Origin of the sequence: Streptomyces odontomachicola, assembly GCF_039605595.1 — a bacterium.
GTDB lineage: Bacteria > Actinomycetota > Actinomycetes > Streptomycetales > Streptomycetaceae > Streptomyces.
In genome coordinates this window covers 206499-223069 of sequence record NZ_JBCFOK010000016.1, presented here as the reverse complement: position 1 = coordinate 223069, position 16571 = coordinate 206499, and the positions used below count along the sequence as shown (strand labels likewise).

14 protein-coding genes and 1 riboswitch are annotated in these 16571 nt (G+C 71.0%); of the genes, 11 read left to right on the top strand and 3 right to left on the bottom strand.

The genetic code is table 11. From position 1 onward, the window contains the following. Positions 1-143: 143 nt before the first annotated feature. The 10 genes from clsA to ABEE00_RS27455 all read left to right on the top strand — a co-directional run bounded on the left by clsA (position 144) and on the right by ABEE00_RS27455 (position 10862). Positions 144-752 (top strand): cardiolipin synthase ClsA, encoded by a 609-nt coding sequence (gene clsA, locus ABEE00_RS27500; RefSeq protein WP_345748366.1) that lies wholly within the window; start codon positions 144-146, stop codon positions 750-752. A gap of 111 nt (positions 753-863) precedes the next feature. After that, complete coding sequence (locus ABEE00_RS27495; protein WP_345748365.1) at positions 864-3359, top strand: mannose-1-phosphate guanyltransferase; 2496 nt, start codon at positions 864-866, stop codon at positions 3357-3359. A 115-nt stretch (positions 3360-3474) separates the two neighbouring features. Continuing rightward, positions 3475-4368, top strand: a complete 894-nt coding sequence (locus tag ABEE00_RS27490; RefSeq protein WP_345748364.1) for a DUF881 domain-containing protein — start codon at positions 3475-3477, stop codon at positions 4366-4368. Continuing rightward, entirely contained in the window at positions 4365-4697 is a 333-nt protein-coding gene (locus tag ABEE00_RS27485; protein WP_345748363.1) for a small basic family protein, read from the top strand. Before ABEE00_RS27490 ends, ABEE00_RS27485 begins: the two co-directional genes overlap by 4 nt. A 407-nt stretch (positions 4698-5104) precedes the next feature. After that, entirely contained in the window at positions 5105-6010 is a 906-nt protein-coding gene (locus ABEE00_RS27480; protein ID WP_451918679.1) for a DUF881 domain-containing protein, read from the top strand. A gap of 165 nt (positions 6011-6175) precedes the next feature. After that, positions 6176-6967, top strand: a complete 792-nt coding sequence (locus ABEE00_RS27475) for an FHA domain-containing protein (protein ID WP_451918673.1) — start codon at positions 6176-6178, stop codon at positions 6965-6967. 20 nt (positions 6968-6987) lie between these two features. Further along, on the top strand, positions 6988-7719 hold the full coding sequence (gene ftsR, locus ABEE00_RS27470) for a transcriptional regulator FtsR (protein ID WP_345748362.1): 732 nt from the start codon (positions 6988-6990) through the stop codon (positions 7717-7719). Between the two features lie 125 nt (positions 7720-7844). Further along, positions 7845-8318, top strand: a complete 474-nt coding sequence (locus ABEE00_RS27465; protein WP_027764781.1) for a bifunctional nuclease family protein — start codon at positions 7845-7847, stop codon at positions 8316-8318. 234 nt (positions 8319-8552) lie between these two features. Continuing rightward, entirely contained in the window at positions 8553-9161 is a 609-nt protein-coding gene (locus ABEE00_RS27460; RefSeq protein WP_345748388.1) for a MerR family transcriptional regulator, read from the top strand. Positions 9162-9311: 150 nt separating this feature from the next. Next, on the top strand, positions 9312-10862 hold the full coding sequence (locus tag ABEE00_RS27455) for a DNA polymerase IV (protein WP_345748361.1): 1551 nt from the start codon (positions 9312-9314) through the stop codon (positions 10860-10862). Between the two features lie 133 nt (positions 10863-10995). Here the strand turns inward: ABEE00_RS27455 and ABEE00_RS27450 are convergent, their stop codons facing one another. Then, positions 10996-11367, bottom strand: a complete 372-nt coding sequence (locus tag ABEE00_RS27450; protein ID WP_345748360.1) for a PRC-barrel domain-containing protein — start codon at positions 11365-11367, stop codon at positions 10996-10998. Between the two features lie 143 nt (positions 11368-11510). Next, positions 11511-11611: riboswitch (glycine riboswitch) on the top strand. Positions 11612-11796: 185 nt separating this feature from the next. Here ABEE00_RS27450 and gcvP point away from each other — a divergent pair. Beyond that, positions 11797-14682, top strand: coding sequence for an aminomethyl-transferring glycine dehydrogenase (gene gcvP, locus ABEE00_RS27445; RefSeq protein WP_345748359.1), 2886 nt, complete (start codon positions 11797-11799; stop codon positions 14680-14682). Between the two features lie 206 nt (positions 14683-14888). On the opposite strand, the gene ABEE00_RS27440 is transcribed toward gcvP, so the two are convergent. Further along, entirely contained in the window at positions 14889-15095 is a 207-nt protein-coding gene (locus ABEE00_RS27440) for a DUF5999 family protein (protein WP_345748358.1), read from the bottom strand. Positions 15096-15485: 390 nt separating this feature from the next. Continuing rightward, complete coding sequence (locus ABEE00_RS27435; protein WP_345748357.1) at positions 15486-16139, bottom strand: hypothetical protein; 654 nt, start codon at positions 16137-16139, stop codon at positions 15486-15488. Positions 16140-16571: the final 432 nt, after the last annotated feature.

Genomic DNA, 16571 nt, shown 5'->3' with positions numbered 1-16571 from the left:
GAATGAGAGCTCCGGCTCGGGCCCCGTAAAGGGGGTTCGGGCCGGAGCTTTTTGCGTTTCAGGGACCCGGTACTTCCCTGGGAAGAGCGTGCCGGTAAGGTCAAGGGGCAGCGTAGGCACAGTTACTCACAGGAGGCTCCCGGGTGGAGGTCCAGGAGACGCGGGTCCAGACGGACAAGGTCCTCACCATCCCGAACGTCCTCAGCATGGCGCGGCTCGTAGGTGTGCCGCTCTTCCTGTGGCTCATCCTCTGGCCGGTGTTCGGGGGTCCCAACTGTGACGGCTGGGCCCTCCTGGTGCTGGCGCTCAGCGGAGTGAGCGACTACCTGGACGGGAAGCTCGCGCGGCGGTGGAACCAGATCAGCAGCCTCGGGCGGATCCTCGACCCCGCGGCCGACCGGCTCTACATCCTGTCCACCCTGGTGGGGCTCACCTGGCGGGAGATCCTGCCGCTCTGGATCACGATCGCACTGCTCGCCCGCGAGCTGTTGTTGCTGTGCATGGTGTGGGTACTGGACAGGCACGGCTTTGCTCCGCCACAAGTGAACTTTCTTGGCAAGGCAGCCACTTTCAACTTGATGTACGCGTTTCCGTTGCTTCTTCTCAGTGACGGATCTGGTTGGATCGCCTCGGTCGCTGCTATTTTCGGATGGGCGTTCGCCGGTTGGGGTACGACGCTCTACTGGTGGGCAGGCATCCTCTACGTGGTTCAAGTCCGCCGCCTGATCCGGGCGGACACCGCGTCCGACTGAGCTGCTTTCCAGCCTCGCGCCAGACGGGTGCCCGTACAGCGAGACTCTGGGTCGCCCTTGGACGGGTGAAGTCGGTATGACCGTCGTCTTTGCAAGGAGGACGCTTCCGACATGAAGGCCGTTGTGATGGCCGGCGGCGAAGGCACGCGCCTTCGCCCCATGACTTCGAGCATGCCCAAGCCGCTCCTGCCGGTGGCCAACCGGCCGATTATGGAGCACGTGCTGCGGCTGCTGAAGAGCCACGGGCTCACCGAAACCGTGGTCACCGTTCAATTTCTCGCCTCCCTGGTCAGGAATTACTTCGGGGACGGCGAAGAGCTCGGCATGGAGCTGAGCTATGCCAATGAGGAAAAGCCACTCGGGACCGCCGGCAGCGTCAAGAATGCGGAAGAGGCGCTGAAGGACGACTCGTTCCTCGTGATCTCCGGTGACGCGCTCACCGATTTCGACCTGACCGACCTCATCAACTTCCACAAGGAGCGCGGGGCGCTCGTCACCGTCTGTCTGACGCGTGTGCCCAATCCGCTCGAGTTCGGCATCACCATCGTCGACGAGGACGGGAAGGTCGAGCGCTTCCTGGAGAAGCCGACCTGGGGCCAGGTCTTCTCCGACACGGTGAACACCGGCATTTACGTGATGGAGCCCGAGGTCTTCGATTACGTGGAGCCCGATGTCCCGGTGGACTGGTCCGGCGATGTCTTCCCGCAGCTGATGAAGGAAGGCAAGCCGATCTACGGCTATATCGCCGAGGGCTACTGGGAGGACGTGGGCACCCACGAGAGCTATGTGAAGGCCCAGGCCGACGTCCTGGAGGGCAAGGTCGAGGTCGACATCGACGGCTTCGAGATCTCCCCGGGCGTGTGGGTCGCCGAAGGCGCGGAGGTGCACCCCGACGCCGTACTCCGCGGCCCCCTCTACATCGGCGACTACGCGAAGGTCGAAGCGGACACCGAGATCCGCGAGCACTCCGTCATCGGCTCCAACGTGGTCGTGAAGTCCGGCGCGTTCCTGCACCGCGCCGTCGTGCACGACAACGTGTACGTGGGCCAGCAGACCAATCTCCGCGGCTGTGTCATCGGCAAGAACACCGACGTGATGCGCGCCGCCCGCATCGAGGACGGTGCGGTGATCGGCGACGAGTGCCTGATCGGTGAGGAATCGATCGTGCAGGGCAATGTGCGGGTCTATCCGTTCAAGACCATCGAGGCCGGGGCCTTCGTCAACACCTCGGTCATCTGGGAGTCCCGGGGCCAGGCACACCTCTTCGGCGCGCGCGGCGTGTCCGGCATCCTCAACGTGGAGATCACCCCCGAGCTCGCGGTGCGGCTGGCCGGCGCATACGCCACCACCCTCAAGAAGGGCTCGACCGTCACCACCGCGCGCGACCACTCCCGCGGTGCCCGTGCGCTCAAGCGCGCCATGATCTCCGCGCTCCAGGCCAGCGCCATCGACGTACGCGATCTGGAGAACGTGCCGCTTCCCGTGGCCAGGCAGCAGACGGCCCGGGGCAGCGCGGGCGGGATCATGATCCGTACGACGCCCGGGGTGCCGGACAACGTCGACATCATGTTCTTCGACGAGCGCGGCGCGGACCTCTCGCAGGGCGCGCAGCGGAAGCTGGACCGGGTCTACGCGCGCCAGGAGTACCGGCGTGCCTTCCCCGGGGAGATCGGTGACCTGCGCTTCCCGTCCAGCGTGTACGACTCGTACACGGGGTCGCTGCTGCGGTCCGTCGACACGGACGGTGTCGAGGAGGCCGGGCTGAAGGTGGTCGTCGACGCGGCGGGCGGCAGTGCTGGGCTGGTACTGCCGAGTCTGCTGGGCCGGCTGGGCGTGGACTCGCTGACCATCAACCCGGGGCTCGACGAGAAGCGGCCCACCGAGACCGCGGAGGAGCGGCGCGCCAGCCTCGGGCGGCTGGGGGAGATCGTGGCCTCGGCGCGTGCGGCGTTCGGCATCCGCTTCGATCCGGTCGGTGAGCGGCTCTCGCTGGTGGACGAGCGCGGGCGGATCATCGAGGACCAGCGGGCGCTGCTGGTGATGCTGGACCTGATCGCGGCGGAGCGGCGCAGCGGGAAGGTCGCGCTGCCGGTGACCACGACGCGCATCGCCGAGCAGGTCGCGGCGTACCACGGCACCCAGGTGGAGTGGACGACGACCTCGCCGGACGATCTGACACGGGTCGGCAGGGACGATGCGACGGTCTTCGGCGGGGACGGCCGGGGCGGCTTCATCGTGCCGGAGTTCAGCTCGGTGTTCGACGGTACGGCGGCGTTCGTGCGGCTCGTCGGGCTCGTGGCGCGTACGCAGCTCACGCTGAGCCAGATCGACGCGCGGATCCCGCGGGCCCACGTACAGCGTCGTGATCTGGCAACTCCCTGGGCCGTCAAGGGACTTGTGATGCGCAGCGTCGTGGAGGCGGCGGGCGAGCGGAACGTCGACACCACCGACGGCGTGCGGGTCGTGGAGTCGGACGGCCGGTGGGTGATGGTGCTGCCCGACCCGGCCGAGGCGGTCACGCACCTGTGGGCGGAGGGCCCCGACGACGCCTCCGCGCAGGCACTGTTGGACGAGTGGACCGCCGTGGTGGACGGGGCGGGCCGCTGAGTCGTCCGCTTCTGCACCGTGTGCCCCACACGTGTGGGTGACTTCAAGTGCCGGTGTGTGCGGCAGCGGTGGGCCCGTTCGGCGGGCGCCGCGACGACGTGCGACGATGTGCGTCATGTCGCAGCAGCACCCCGTTCGGAGTACCGCATCGCGGCCTGCGCGGCCCGACGCCTCCATGTCGCTGCTGACCAATGCGATGGAGCACAGCCTGGACGACGGGTACGCGCAGGCCGCGGCCCGTGAGGGCCGGTCCGGGCTTCCGCGTACCCTGCGCGCGAAGCTGGGACTGGCCGGCGGCCTCGTACTGGCGGCCCTGGTGGTCACCGTCGGCGCGGCGCAGGCGCGCATCTCCGCGCCGACGGTCGCCAAGGAGCGCGAGGAGCTCGTCCAGCGCATCGAGGACGGCAACAAGCGCGCCGACCACCTGCAGGGCGAGGTGGACGGGCTGCGCGAGGACGTCGCCGCCAAGCAGCACAAGGCGCTGCAGAAGCACGGCGGTGACAAGGGGCGGCTGACGGCTCTGCTGTCCGGTTCCGACCCGGTCAAGGGCCCCGGCATCAAGCTCGTCGTGAACGACGCCAAGAACACCGAGGCGAGCGACTCGGGGAGCGGCCCGCGCGAGAGCAGCGGCTTCTCCGACACCGGGCGGGTGCGCGACCGCGACATGCAGCGCGTCGTGAACGGCCTGTGGGAGTCGGGCGCCGAGGCCGTCGCCATCAACGGACAGCGCCTGACCAGCCTTTCGGCGATCCGCGCCGCGGGCGACGCCATACTCGTGGACAACAAGCCGCTCGCGCCTCCGTACACGCTGCTGGCCGTGGGTCCTGGCCAGAAGCTGAGCACGGCGTTCCAGAACAGCGCGGACGGCCAGTACCTGCACGTTCTGCAGGAGAACTACGGCGTGCGCACCAGCATCAGCACCCAGGGCGAGGTGCGGCTGCCTGCCGCGCCGAGCCTGTCCGTACGTACAGCACAGCCCGCACAGACAGGAAAGGGCAGCACATCGTGATCGCCGTTCTGGGCCTCATCGTGGGAGTCGTGGCCGGGCTCGTCGTCCGGCCCGTGGTGCCGACGGTGGTCGAGCCCTATCTGCCGATCGCCGTGGTCGCGGCGCTGGACGCGGTCTTCGGAGGGCTGCGGGCCATGCTCGACGGGATCTTCAACGACAAGGTCTTCGTCGTGTCCTTCCTGTCGAACGTCGTGGTCGCGGCGCTGATCGTGTTCCTCGGCGACAAGCTCGGCGTCGGCGCGCAGCTGTCCACCGGCGTGGTGGTGGTGCTGGGCATCCGCATCTTCTCCAACGCGGCCGCGATCCGGCGGCACATCTTCCGGGCGTGACACCGATGACCGAGAGCAACGAGAACGAGCGCGACGACAACGAGCGCGAAGACAACGAGCGCGGCGAGGTCGAGCGCGCCGACGAGGGCCGGCGTGGCGAGACCGAGTGCGCCGGGACCGGCCGTGCTGAGACCGCCCGCGCTGGGACCGAACGCGCTGCGGACGCCCAGGACCGTGATGAGCGTACGGACGCGGCGGCCGAGAGCACCGAGCGTCGCGGTGAGCGCGAGTCCTTCCGTACGGCTTCGTCGTCCCGTTCCGGGGAGCTGCCTCCCGAGGCGCCGCAGGGCAAGGGCGAGAAGCAGCAGGCCGAGCGGGGCACGGGTGACGGATCAGCCTCCGGTACGGAGTCCGCTGAGGGCGTAAAGCCCGCTGCGCGCCCGTATCCGACGGCGGGCAGCAGGCAGGTGCCGAGGGTCCAGGGCGCGTCCGGGGGCCAGCGGCCGGGCGGAGCCGACTCCGCTGATTCCGGGGCCGGTTCCGGCTCTGGTCCCGCTTCCGCTTCTGCGGATTCCGCGTCCGACGGCGCGGGCGACGGCGGTTCTGGCGGCGGTACGGAGGAGGGCCCCGGCTCCGGTGGCGGGGAGGAGCGGCCCAAGGGGCGCGCCGCGCTGCGCCGCGCGCTGTGGCCGCCGAAGGTGACCCGCGCCCAACTGATCGTCGCGCTGCTGCTGTTCGTGCTGGGGCTCGGGCTGGCGATCCAGGTGCGCTCCACCAGCGAGAACAGCGCGCTGCGCGGCGCGCGGCACGAGGACCTGGTGCGGATCCTGGACGAGCTGGACAACCGCACCAAGCGCCTGGAGGACGAGAAGACGAGTCTGGAGCGGCAGCGGACCGAGCTGGAGAACAGCTCGGACCAGGCCGAGGAGGCCCGCAAGCAGACTCGGCAGAAGGAACGTCAACTCGGCGTGCTGGCAGGTACGGTCGGGGCGCAGGGGCCCGGCATCGAGCTGAAGGTCTCCGATCCGGGCGGCGCCGTGGAGGCCGACATGCTGCTGGACACCGTGCAGGAGCTGCGCGCCGCCGGTGCCGAGGCGATCGAGGTCAACAACGTGCGCGTGGTGGCCGACACGTACTTCTCGGACGCCGGCGGGGGCGTGAAGGTCGACGGGCGCGCTGTCCGGCAGCCCTACACCTTCGAGGTCATCGGCAAGCCGCAGGACCTCGAACCCGCCCTCAACATTCCCGGAGGGGTCGTGCAGACTCTGAGGAAGGAGCAGGCCACGGTGGATGTGAGCCGCTCCGACAAGATCACGGTGGACGCCTTGCGGCCGTCGAAGCGGCCTGACTACGCTCGGTCGTCATCGCAGTGAGAAGCGAGGGGGCGACCGGGGGGTCGGCGGGCCCATAGGGCGCAGCGTGGTGGAAACTGTCAACGGGTCGCGGACGTTTACTCAGTGTCCGGTTAGGCCAAGTGAGAGCATCGAGGGTCTGTCCTGCCCCACGGGCGGGTCTGTTTCGTGCGAGGGGAATCGCCCGTGAGTTTTTTTGCGAAGTTGTTCGGCAAGAGCCGTCAGGGCGACGGCGGCGGCGCTGCCAGGCACCGCGCTCCCCGGCACGCCGAGGCGGCGGAGAGCCAGGAAGCCGCGGCGGGTGAGCGCCCGCTGTTCCGCGACGAGGTCGCTGCTCCGGGCGGTGACAATTCGAGTGGTCACGGTGCGGGTTCTGTTGACCCCGGAGCGTCGGGACGCATAGGTTCCGAGGCATCATCAACCTCAAGTACGGGTGGAGGGTTTGCCTTGCCTGTGTGCAACCGGTGCGGCACCCGGGCCGCGGAGGCGAGCCGGTTCTGTTCCAACTGCGGCGCCCCGCTGCGCGGCGGTGCGCCGGCCGAGGGGTCATCGGAGACCACCTCCACCATTTCGATTTCCGGTCTCGAGGCGTACGAGGCCGAGGTCACAGGACAGCAGACGCCGCCGCTGCCCCCCGAGGCGCAGGCCGCCGTGGACGCGCTCCCGGTCGGCTCGGCGCTGCTGGTGGTGCGCCGGGGGCCGAACGCGGGCAGCCGCTTCCTCCTGGACGGCGAGCTGACCACCGCGGGCCGGCACCCGGAGAGCGACATCTTCCTGGACGACGTGACGGTCTCGCGCCGGCATGTGGAGTTCCGCCGCGGCCCCGAGGGCGCGTTCACGGTCTCCGACGTCGGCAGCCTCAACGGCACCTATGTGAATCGTGAGCGCATCGAGGCCGGGGTCCCCCTGGCCAACGGCGACGAGGTGCAGATCGGGAAGTACCGGCTGGTCTTCTTCCCCAGCCCCAGGAGCATCTGACAGCAGCCAGGAAGGGGCGCATGCGGCACTCACCCTCGGGCGGCGCCGGGAGCGGCGCCGCCCCTGCGGACAGCGGGCCGATGAGCATCGGCGCCGTTCTGCACGTGCTCCGCGAGGAGTTTCCCGACGTCACCATCTCCAAGATCCGCTTCTTGGAGACGGAGGGGCTCATCGAGCCGAGCCGCTCCCCCTCGGGCTATCGCAAGTTCAGCACCGAGGACGTGGAGCGGCTCAGCTATGTCCTGCGGATGCAGCGCGACCACTATCTGCCGCTGAAGGTCATCCGCGAGCAGCTCGACGCGCTCTCCCGCGGCGAGCGCCCCCAGGTGCCCTCACCGGCGCAGCCGCAGGACGTGCTGCCGCCCGAGGAGGAGGCGGCCGAGGGGCAGCGGGTCGACCGCGCGGGGCTCCTCGCCGCCGCCGAGGTGAGCGAGGAGGAGCTCGCCGAGTGGGAGGCGTACGGGCTGCTGGCGCCCGACGACCAGGGCACGTACGACATCGGTGAGGCCGACGTCGTGCGGCTGGCCGCCGAGCTCGGCCGCTTCGGTCTGGAGGCGCGTCATCTGCGTGCGGTGAAGGCTGCGGCCGAACGTGAGGCGGATCTCGTCGAGCAGATCGTGGCCCCGCTGCGCCGGCACCGCAATCCGCGTACCCGTGCCGGCGCCGAGGCCACCGCCCGCGAGGTGGCGGGCCTGTCGGCGCGGCTGCACGCGGCGCTGGTCCTTTCCGTGCTGCGGGTACGCGGGAGCTGAGGCCCCCCGCACCGTCCCTGTGCGCGGGGTCATACGCGCAGAACGGGCCGGAACGTCGGATTCCGGCCGCGCCGGGGCGCGGCCCCGACTACCCAAACAGGCGTGGCAGAGCCTAGGGTTGCTGTGTGAACGAGCTCGACGTAGTGGGTGTCCGGGTCGAAATGCCCTCCAACCAACCGATCGTGCTCCTGCGTGAAGTGGGTGGCGACCGGTACCTTCCCATCTGGATCGGCCCCGGGGAGGCGACCGCGATCGCGTTTGCCCAGCAGGGCATGACGCCCGCACGCCCACTGACCCATGACCTGTTCAAGGACGTACTGGAAGCCGTGGGGCAGGAGCTCACCGCTGTCCGGATCACGGATCTGCGGGAAGGCGTGTTCTACGCCGAGCTGGTGTTCGCGAGCGGGGTCGAAGTGAGTGCCCGCCCGTCCGACGCCATAGCCCTCGCCCTGCGCACCGGGACGCCGATCTACGGGAGCGACGGAGTGCTGGACGATGCCGGGATCGCGATCCCGGACGAACAGGAGGACGAGGTGGAGAAGTTCCGCGAGTTCCTCGACCAGATCTCGCCCGAGGACTTCGGGACCAGCAGCCAGTGACGCGTCCGGCGCGGGCCACGGCCCGTCGCCGGGACGGCGGCCCGCGCATCCGGTCCGCCCTTCCCCCGTCGATCGCAGAGGAAACCGCCGCGGCGTGACCGTCACCCGCGGTGCTGAGTGTGGCGATCGTTGACCCACTTGGAGTGACTGCCTACCTTCCAAGTGGGCAAGTTCCGGGGGTGACTCGGGACGTAACGGACGGAGGTCGGCGTGAGTAACACCGGCGGCGACGGCATGGCAGCGGACCGCTCCGCACCGCTCTCCGGGGGCGTCTCCCCGGCCGCCGCACGGCCCGCGCCGTCCGCACCGGCGGAATCCTCCGAAGCGGGGGCCTCCGGGGCCGGGTCCTCCGCGATGGTCGGCTATCGCGGCCCCACGGCCTGCTCGGCCGCCGGCATCACCTACCGGCAGCTGGACTACTGGGCACGTACGGGGCTGGTGGAGCCGAGCATCCGCTCGGCCATCGGCTCCGGGAGCCAGCGGCTCTACAGCTTCCGCGACGTGGTCGTACTCAAGATCGTGAAGCGGCTGCTGGACACCGGGGTCTCGCTGCAGAACATCCGGGCCGCCGTGCAGCACCTGCGCTCCCGCGGGATGTCGGACCTGGCGCAGATGACGCTGATGAGCGACGGGGCCACGGTGTACGAGTGCTCCTCGCCGGACGAGGTCGTGGATCTGCTCCAGGGGGGCCAGGGCGTCTTCGGTATCGCCGTGGGCGTGGTGTGGAAGGACGTCGAGGGCGCGCTCTCGCACCTGCACGCCGAGTCCGTCGACACCGGCGAGACGATCGTGCGCGACCACCCCGAGGACGAGCTGGCGAAGCGGCGCAACCGCGCGGGCTGACCGGGCGGGCTGACTGGCGCCTGCCTGCCGGAACCGCCGGCCGGGACCGCCTGCCGAATCCACCGGCCGAGTCCGCCGACCGGGCCAGGTGACCGGGCCTGACGGGGTGCGCGGGGCCGATTGTCAGTGCCGTGGGGCACCATCGGTTGCGTGAGATCCGCACCGACGATTCTGCATCTGGACATGGATGCGTTCTTCGCCGCCGTAGAGCAGGCGGCGAAGCCGAGTCTGCGCGGAAAGCCCGTGATCGTGGGCGGGTTGGGGCCGCGCGGGGTGGTCTCCACCGCTTCGTATGAGGCGCGGGTGTTCGGCGCGCGGTCCGCTATGCCGATGGCGCAGGCGCGGCGGCTGTGCCCCAACGCGGCGTATCTGACCCCCAGATTCGGGCTCTACCGCGAGGTGAGCGACGCGGTGATGGAGCTGCTGCGCGAGCTGTCCCCGCTGGTCGAACCGCTCAGTCTGGACGAGGCGTTCGTGGATCTGGCGGCCGGCGGCGCGGTCGCCGAGGACGCCTCGCCCGAGGAGGTCGAGGCCGTGGCGGGGCGGCTGCGGCGGGACATACGGGAGACCACCGGGCTCAGCGCCTCGGTGGGGCTGGCGGCCTCCAAGATGCTCGCCAAGATCGGTTCGGAGCAGGCGAAGCCGGACGGCCTGGTGCTCATCTCGCCCGGCTCCGAGCGGGAGTTGCTCGCGCCGATGCCGGTGCGCACGCTGCCCGGGGTGGGCCCGGCTACCGCCGAGACGCTGCGCAGATCGGGGATCACCACGGTCGGGGAGACCGCCGAGGCGGGCGAGGCGGAGCTGCTGCGGCTGCTGGGCAAGGCGCACGGCACCGCGCTGTACGGCATGGCGCTCGGGCTCGACGACCGCCCCGTGGTGGCCGAGCGGGACGCCAAGTCGATCTCGGTGGAGGACACCTTCGACGTGGACCTCACCGACCGTACGCAGGTGCAGGCCGAGGTCGCGCGGCTCGCCGAGCGGTGCGTGAAGCGGCTGCGCGAGGCGGGGCGCTCCGGGCGCACCGTGGTGATCAAGGTGCGGAGCTACGACTTCTCCACCCTGACCCGCTCCGAGACGCTGCGCGGCCCCACGGACGCGCCCGGCGTGGTGCGGGAGGCGGCGGCGCGGCTGATCGACGGCGTGGACACCACGGCGGGGGTGCGGCTGCTGGGGGTCGCGGTGAGCGGTCTCGCGGACTTCACGCAGGAGGACCTGTTCGCGCAGGCGGCGGAGGCGGCCGAGGCAGCCGAGGGTGAGGAGGCCGCGCGAGCCGCACAAGCCGCACAAGCCGCGCAAGCCGCACAGGCAGCGCAGGCTGCCCAGGCCGCGCAGACCACAGAAGGCGCAGCGGGCGCTGAGGAGGCGCGCGAGGCCGGGGGCGACGAAGAGCCGGAGCAGGGCGCGGAGGGCGCTGAGAGCGGCGAGGAGAGCTCAGAGGAGGGCTCGGGGGAGGGCGGTCGGGAGCCGGAGGTGCGGCGGCGGTGGCTGCCGGGCCTGGACGTGCGGCATGCCGAGCACGGTCACGGCTGGGTGCAGGGCAGCGGCGTCGGGCGGGTCACGGTGCGCTTCGAGCGGCCGGGGGATCCGCCGGGGCGGGTGCGGACCTTCGCGGTGGACGATCCGGCGCTGAGGCCCGCCGAGCCGCTGCCCCTGGCGCCCATGGACGCGCGTGGGCAGCCGTCCGCCGACTCGGCCGCGTAAGGGCATCGATTACGGAGGGGGGCGAATGGTGACGTTGTGCGACCAATCGGTGCCGCCGCGGGGTCCGAGGCGGCCCCGGGCGGCTGGAGCGGGCGGAGTGGACGGCGCGGGCGCGGGGCCGCTGCCGGCGGGGTCAGCTCTCGGAGCCTGCTATGCGGCCGAAGTCGCGGTCGGCGGGCGCGGGGGCCGCGGCCGGGAGGTCGAGGCCGTAGTGGCGGTAGAGCTGGAGCTCCTGCTCGGGGGAGAGGTGCCGCCCCACGCCGAAGTCGGGCGCGTCCTTGATCAGCGCCCGCTCGAAGGGGATGCGCAGGGCCTCGTCCACCACCTCGCTGGGCTCCAGCGGCACGAAGGCGTCCCGGCTGAAGAGGCCGGTGCGGACGGCGGCCCACTCAGGGGCTCCCGTGGCGTCGTCGAGATACACCTCGTCCACGGTGCCGATCTTCGTGCCGTGGGTGTCGAACGCCTTGCGGCCGATCAGGCTCCGCGGATCGATGTCGGTCTGCACGGTCCCTCCAAAAAGGTCGCAACAGCACCAAGGAGTTCCCCTGGGGCGGTAGTACAACGAAACGGCAATTTTCGGTCGTTGGCCACTCGAGCGCACAGCCGGTTTCATCGGGTTACCGCGCTGGTAGGCTCAGAAACGGCTGTCGACCCCACGCGGGAGAGTCCTCCGGTGGCACAAGTGCCGGGGGCGCCGAAGGAGCAACTCCTCCCCGGAATCTCTCAGGCTCATGTACCGCGTGGACGAGGCCACTCTGGAAAGCAGGGCGGGCCCGGACGAGCGCCGAAGCCCCTCCTCGCCGACGGTGTAAGCCGGTCCGGGCAACCGGACGGGCCGGTGAATCTCTCAGGTGGAGATGACAGAGGGGGAGGTCGTCCGGGCACCCGTATGTGGTGCCCCTCGTAGGTCGCAGAGACCAGGAGGCCTCCGCAGATGACTGCCAACCGCATCCCCCTCTCCGCTCTGGAGCGGGACACCCCCTTCGAGGCCCGGCACATCGGGCCCGATGCCGGGGCGCAGGCGAAGATGCTCGCCCAGGTCGGCTACGGCTCGCTGGACGAACTCACCGCAGCCGCCGTGCCGGACGTGATCAAGAGCGCGGGCGCGCTGCAGCTTCCCGAGGCCCGCAGCGAGGCCGACGTCCTCGCCGAGCTGCGGGAGCTCGCGGACCGCAACCAGGTGCTCCAGCCCATGATCGGCCTCGGCTACTACGGCACCCACACCCCGCCCGTGGTGCTCCGCAACGTGATGGAGAACCCGGCCTGGTACACCGCCTACACCCCGTACCAGCCGGAGATCTCGCAGGGCCGCCTCGAGGCGCTGCTCAACTTCCAGACCGTGGTGGCCGATCTGACCGGGCTGCCCACCTCCAACTCCTCGCTGCTGGACGAACCGACGGCGGCCGCCGAGGCGATGGCGCTCTCGCGGCGCGTGGGCAAGGTCAAGCAGGGCGTGTTCGTGGTGGACGAGGACTGCCTGCCGCAGACGATCGAGGTGATCCGCACCCGCGCCGAGCCCACCGGCGTGGAGGTCGTGGTCACCCCGCTCGGCGACGGGATCCCCCAGGAGATCGCCGAGCGCGGCGTGTTCGGCGTGCTGCTGCAGTACCCGGGCGCCTCCGGCGCGGTGCGCGACCACCGTGCCGTGATCGAGCAGGCCCACGAGCTCGGCGCGATCGTCACCGTGGCCGCCGACCTGCTCGCGCTCACCCTGATCACCTCGCCCGGCGAGCTGGGCGCGGACATCGCGGTCGGCTCCAGCCAGCGCTTCGGCGTGCCGATGGGCTTCGGCGGGCCGCACGCCGGATACATGGCGGTGCACGACAAGTTCGCGCGCAGCCTCCCGGGCCGCCTCGTCGGCGTGTCCAAGGACGAGGACGGCGCTCCGGCGTACCGGCTCGCGCTCCAGACCCGTGAGCAGCACATCCGCCGCGAGAAGGCCACCAGCAACATCTGCACCGCGCAGGTGCTGCTCGCCGTGATGGCCGGGATGTACGCGGTCTACCACGGCCCCGAGGGCCTGGCCGCGATAGCTCGCCGCACCCACCGTTACGCGGCGGTGCTGGCCGCCGGGCTGCGCGCGGGCGGCGTCGAGGTCGTGCACGGCGACTTCTTCGACACCGTGACCGCGCGGGTGCCGGGACGGGCCGCCGAGGTCGTGGAGCGGGCCCGCGAGGCCGGGGTGAATCTGCGTCACACGGACGCCGACCACGTGGGCATCGCCTGCGACGAGACCACGGGGCGCGACCAACTCAGCGCCGTGTGGTACGCGTTCGGCGTCGAGGGCGACGTGGCGGCGCTGGACGAGGCCACGCGGGACGCGCTGCCCGGCGGGCTGCTGCGCCAGGACGAGTACCTCACCCACCCGGTCTTCCACGAGCACCGCTCGGAGACCGCGCTGCTGCGCTACCTGCGCCGTCTCGCCGACCGCGACTACGCGCTGGACCGCGGCATGATCCCGCTCGGCTCCTGCACCATGAAGCTGAACGGCACCACCGAGATGGAGGCCGTGACCTGGCCCGAGTTCGGCGCGCTGCACCCCTTCGCGCCGGTCGGCCAGGCCGCCGGGTACCGGAAGCTGATCGGCGAGCTGGAGGACAGGCTCGCCGAGATCACCGGGTACGACGCCGTGTCGCTGCAGCCCAACGCCGGGTCCCAGGGCGAGCTCGCCGGGCTGCTCGCGGTGCGCGCGTACCACCGGGCGAACGGCGACGAGCAGCGCACCGTCTGCCTCATCCCCTCCTCCGCGCACGGCACCAACGCGGCCAGCGCGGTCATGGCGGGCATGAAGGTCGTCGTGGTCAAGACCGGTGAGAACGGCGACGTCGACACCGAGGACCTGCACGCCAAGATCGAGAAGCACGGCAATGAGCTGTCCGTGCTCATGGTCACCTACCCCTCGACGCACGGCGTGTTCGAGGAGCACATCAGCGACATCTGCGCCGCGGTGCACGAGGCCGGCGGCCAGGTGTACGTGGACGGTGCGAACCTCAACGCGCTGGTGGGCGTGGCCCGTCCGGGCAAGTTCGGCGCCGACGTCTCGCACCTCAACCTGCACAAGACCTTCTGCATCCCGCACGGCGGCGGCGGTCCCGGCGTGGGCCCGATCGGCGTGCGGTCGCACCTCGCCCCGTACCTCCCGAATCACCCGCTCCAGCCGGAGGCGGGCCCGGAGACGGGGATCGGGCCGATCTCGGGTGCGCCCTGGGGCTCGGCCGGCATCCTGCCGATCTCGTGGGCGTACCTGCGGCTCATGGGCGCCGAGGGGCTGCACCGCGCCACCCAGGTCGCGGTGCTCAGCGCCAACTACATCGCCAAGCGCCTGGAGCCGCACTACCCGGTGCTCTACACCGGGCACAACGGCCTCGTCGCGCACGAGTGCATCATCGACGTGCGGCCGCTGACCAAGCAGACCGGCGTGAGCATCGACGACGTGGCCAAGCGGTTGATCGACTACGGCTTCCACGCGCCGACCATGTCCTTCCCGGTCGCCGGCACGCTGATGATCGAGCCGACCGAGAGCGAGGACCTGGCGGAGATCGACCGCTTCTGCGAGGCGATGATCGCGATCCGCGCCGAGGTCGAGAAGGTCGGCCAGGGCGAGTGGCCCGCCGACGACAACCCGCTGCGCAACGCCCCGCACACCGGGGCCCAGTTGGCGGGCGACTGGCCGCACCCGTACGGCCGCGAGGAGGCCGTCTTCCCCGCCGGCGTGCAGGCGTCCGACAAGTACTGGCCGCCGGTCCGCCGCATCGACGGCGCCTACGGCGACCGCAACCTGGTCTGCTCCTGCCCGCCCATCGAGGAGTACGACGGCTGAGGTTCTGAAACCGGCTGAGTGAAGGGGCGGGTCAGGGGTCTCCCTGGCCCGCCCCTCGGCGTGCGGGGGCGCTCACGGCGGGGTGCTCAGGGAGGGACCGCATGCGACAGGGCCGGTACGGCGTCTCGCCGTCCGGCCCTGGGGTTGCTGTGTGCGGATATGTGGGGCACTTGGCTGCTGGTCGCCGGGGCTGCCGGTGTGCCGCGTCAGGCGGCCTTGGCGACGTGCTGGGTGCCGAGCGGCCTGTGCGGTGCGATGACCCGGCCGTCCGGCAGCAGCTCACCCGTGTCCTCGAACAGCAGAACTCCGTTGCACAGCAGGCTCCAGCCCTGCTCCGGGAAGTGGGCCACCGGATGGGCGGCCTCCCGGTCGGCGGAGTCTGCGGACGGGCACGGTGGCTGGTGCTGGCACATTGTCGGCTTCGTCTTCCGTCGTGTAGTGGTGGATACGCTGCGGCTCTTGAACGTTTTCATCGCCGCCCCCCGTTCTTCGCTCGGTCCCCCAGTGTTCCCCCACGGGCTCCGTTCCGCAGGTATTTCGGCTCAGCGGCCCTCACCGGATTGAGACGCGTCACCCGTGCGGGCGGTTGCCCCAAGGTTGCGGCCCCTTCGGGGGGTTCGGGGCGCGTCGAGGACTAGTCCGTGTGGAGGGCGGACCGTTGAACACAACGGCGCGCCGGGGCGTATGGACATACCCCGGCGCGAGGACGGTGTGTGATGCGGCGCAGGCGGACGATCAGAGCTCGCCGGTCAGGCCGGCGTGTCAGCGCTCCCCGGTCAGGCCGGCGTGTCAGCGCTCCCCGGTCAGGCCGGCGCGCCCAGCTGTGCGGTGGAGGCCGGGACCAGACGGTGCGCCAGCAGCGGAAGCAGGGTCTCCAGGCGGCGCGGCTGGTGCGCGGCGATGCCCGGCGGCGCGGGGGCCAGCGGGATCAGGACGTCGGACGGTGCGGGCACGCCCTCGGCCGGGTCGGCGGTGGGGTCGTGGTGCAGCCACAGCGTGAGCATGTAGAGCTCGGGCAGCGACAGCAGCCGCGGCTGGTACGGCGGGTGGCCGGGGGACAGGGCCTCGGCCTGGTGCAGGGCGCGCTCGGTCGAGGTGACGTACGGGCCCTCGCCGAAGGCGCCGAAGGTCCAGCCGTCGGCGGTCAGCACGGCCTCGGCGGCGCCGACGCAGGCGCGCGCGTGCCCGCCGGCGCCGCCCGGCTCGGCCGGCGCTGCCTCGCCGCCGTGCGGGCGCAGCAGGAACCGCCAGCCGGTGAGACGGGTGCGGGGCGGGCCGTCGGAGCGGCGTACCCGGGTCATCTCGTGGACCGGCAGCGGGAGTTCGGGGTGCAGGGTGCCGTGGGCGGCGCGGACCGCCGCGGGGGTGCGCGCGCCGTGCACTGCCGTGCTGGAACGGAGTGCCGCGAGGACGCTGCGCAGGGCGGGAGCCGGAGCTTGGGGGATGTGCAGCGGCATGGTGGGTCGCCTCTCACTTCACAAGACGCGTGGTGCTCTGCGGGCGCGGACGACGCTGTCGGCGGTGGAGAGCCGCGGAATGCGGTACGGGGGGGCGTCGACGTCGGGGCCTTCGGGGGGCCGGTATCAGCCGGGTCTCAGCCTTCTCCGGGAGTTTATACGACGGCAGTTCACGCGGAGTTTCCACTAGCGCGGAGCGCTGCTCTCCGCAAGGGCGTATCAGGGCCATATCCGGGAGGGCTTTCTCCCGGTCTGTACGGGGTACGGGATGAACTGCCTGCGAAAAGGCGGACGTTGTGGTCGGCGCGAATTCGTCGGTGTTTTTCACGAGACGAGTGTGCGGGACGACTGTGCGGCTGGTCTCCGCCGCCGCCGTATGACTTCGGGAAACCCGCCGGTAATGCGCCGCTGGTACGGGACAGTGGAATGTGC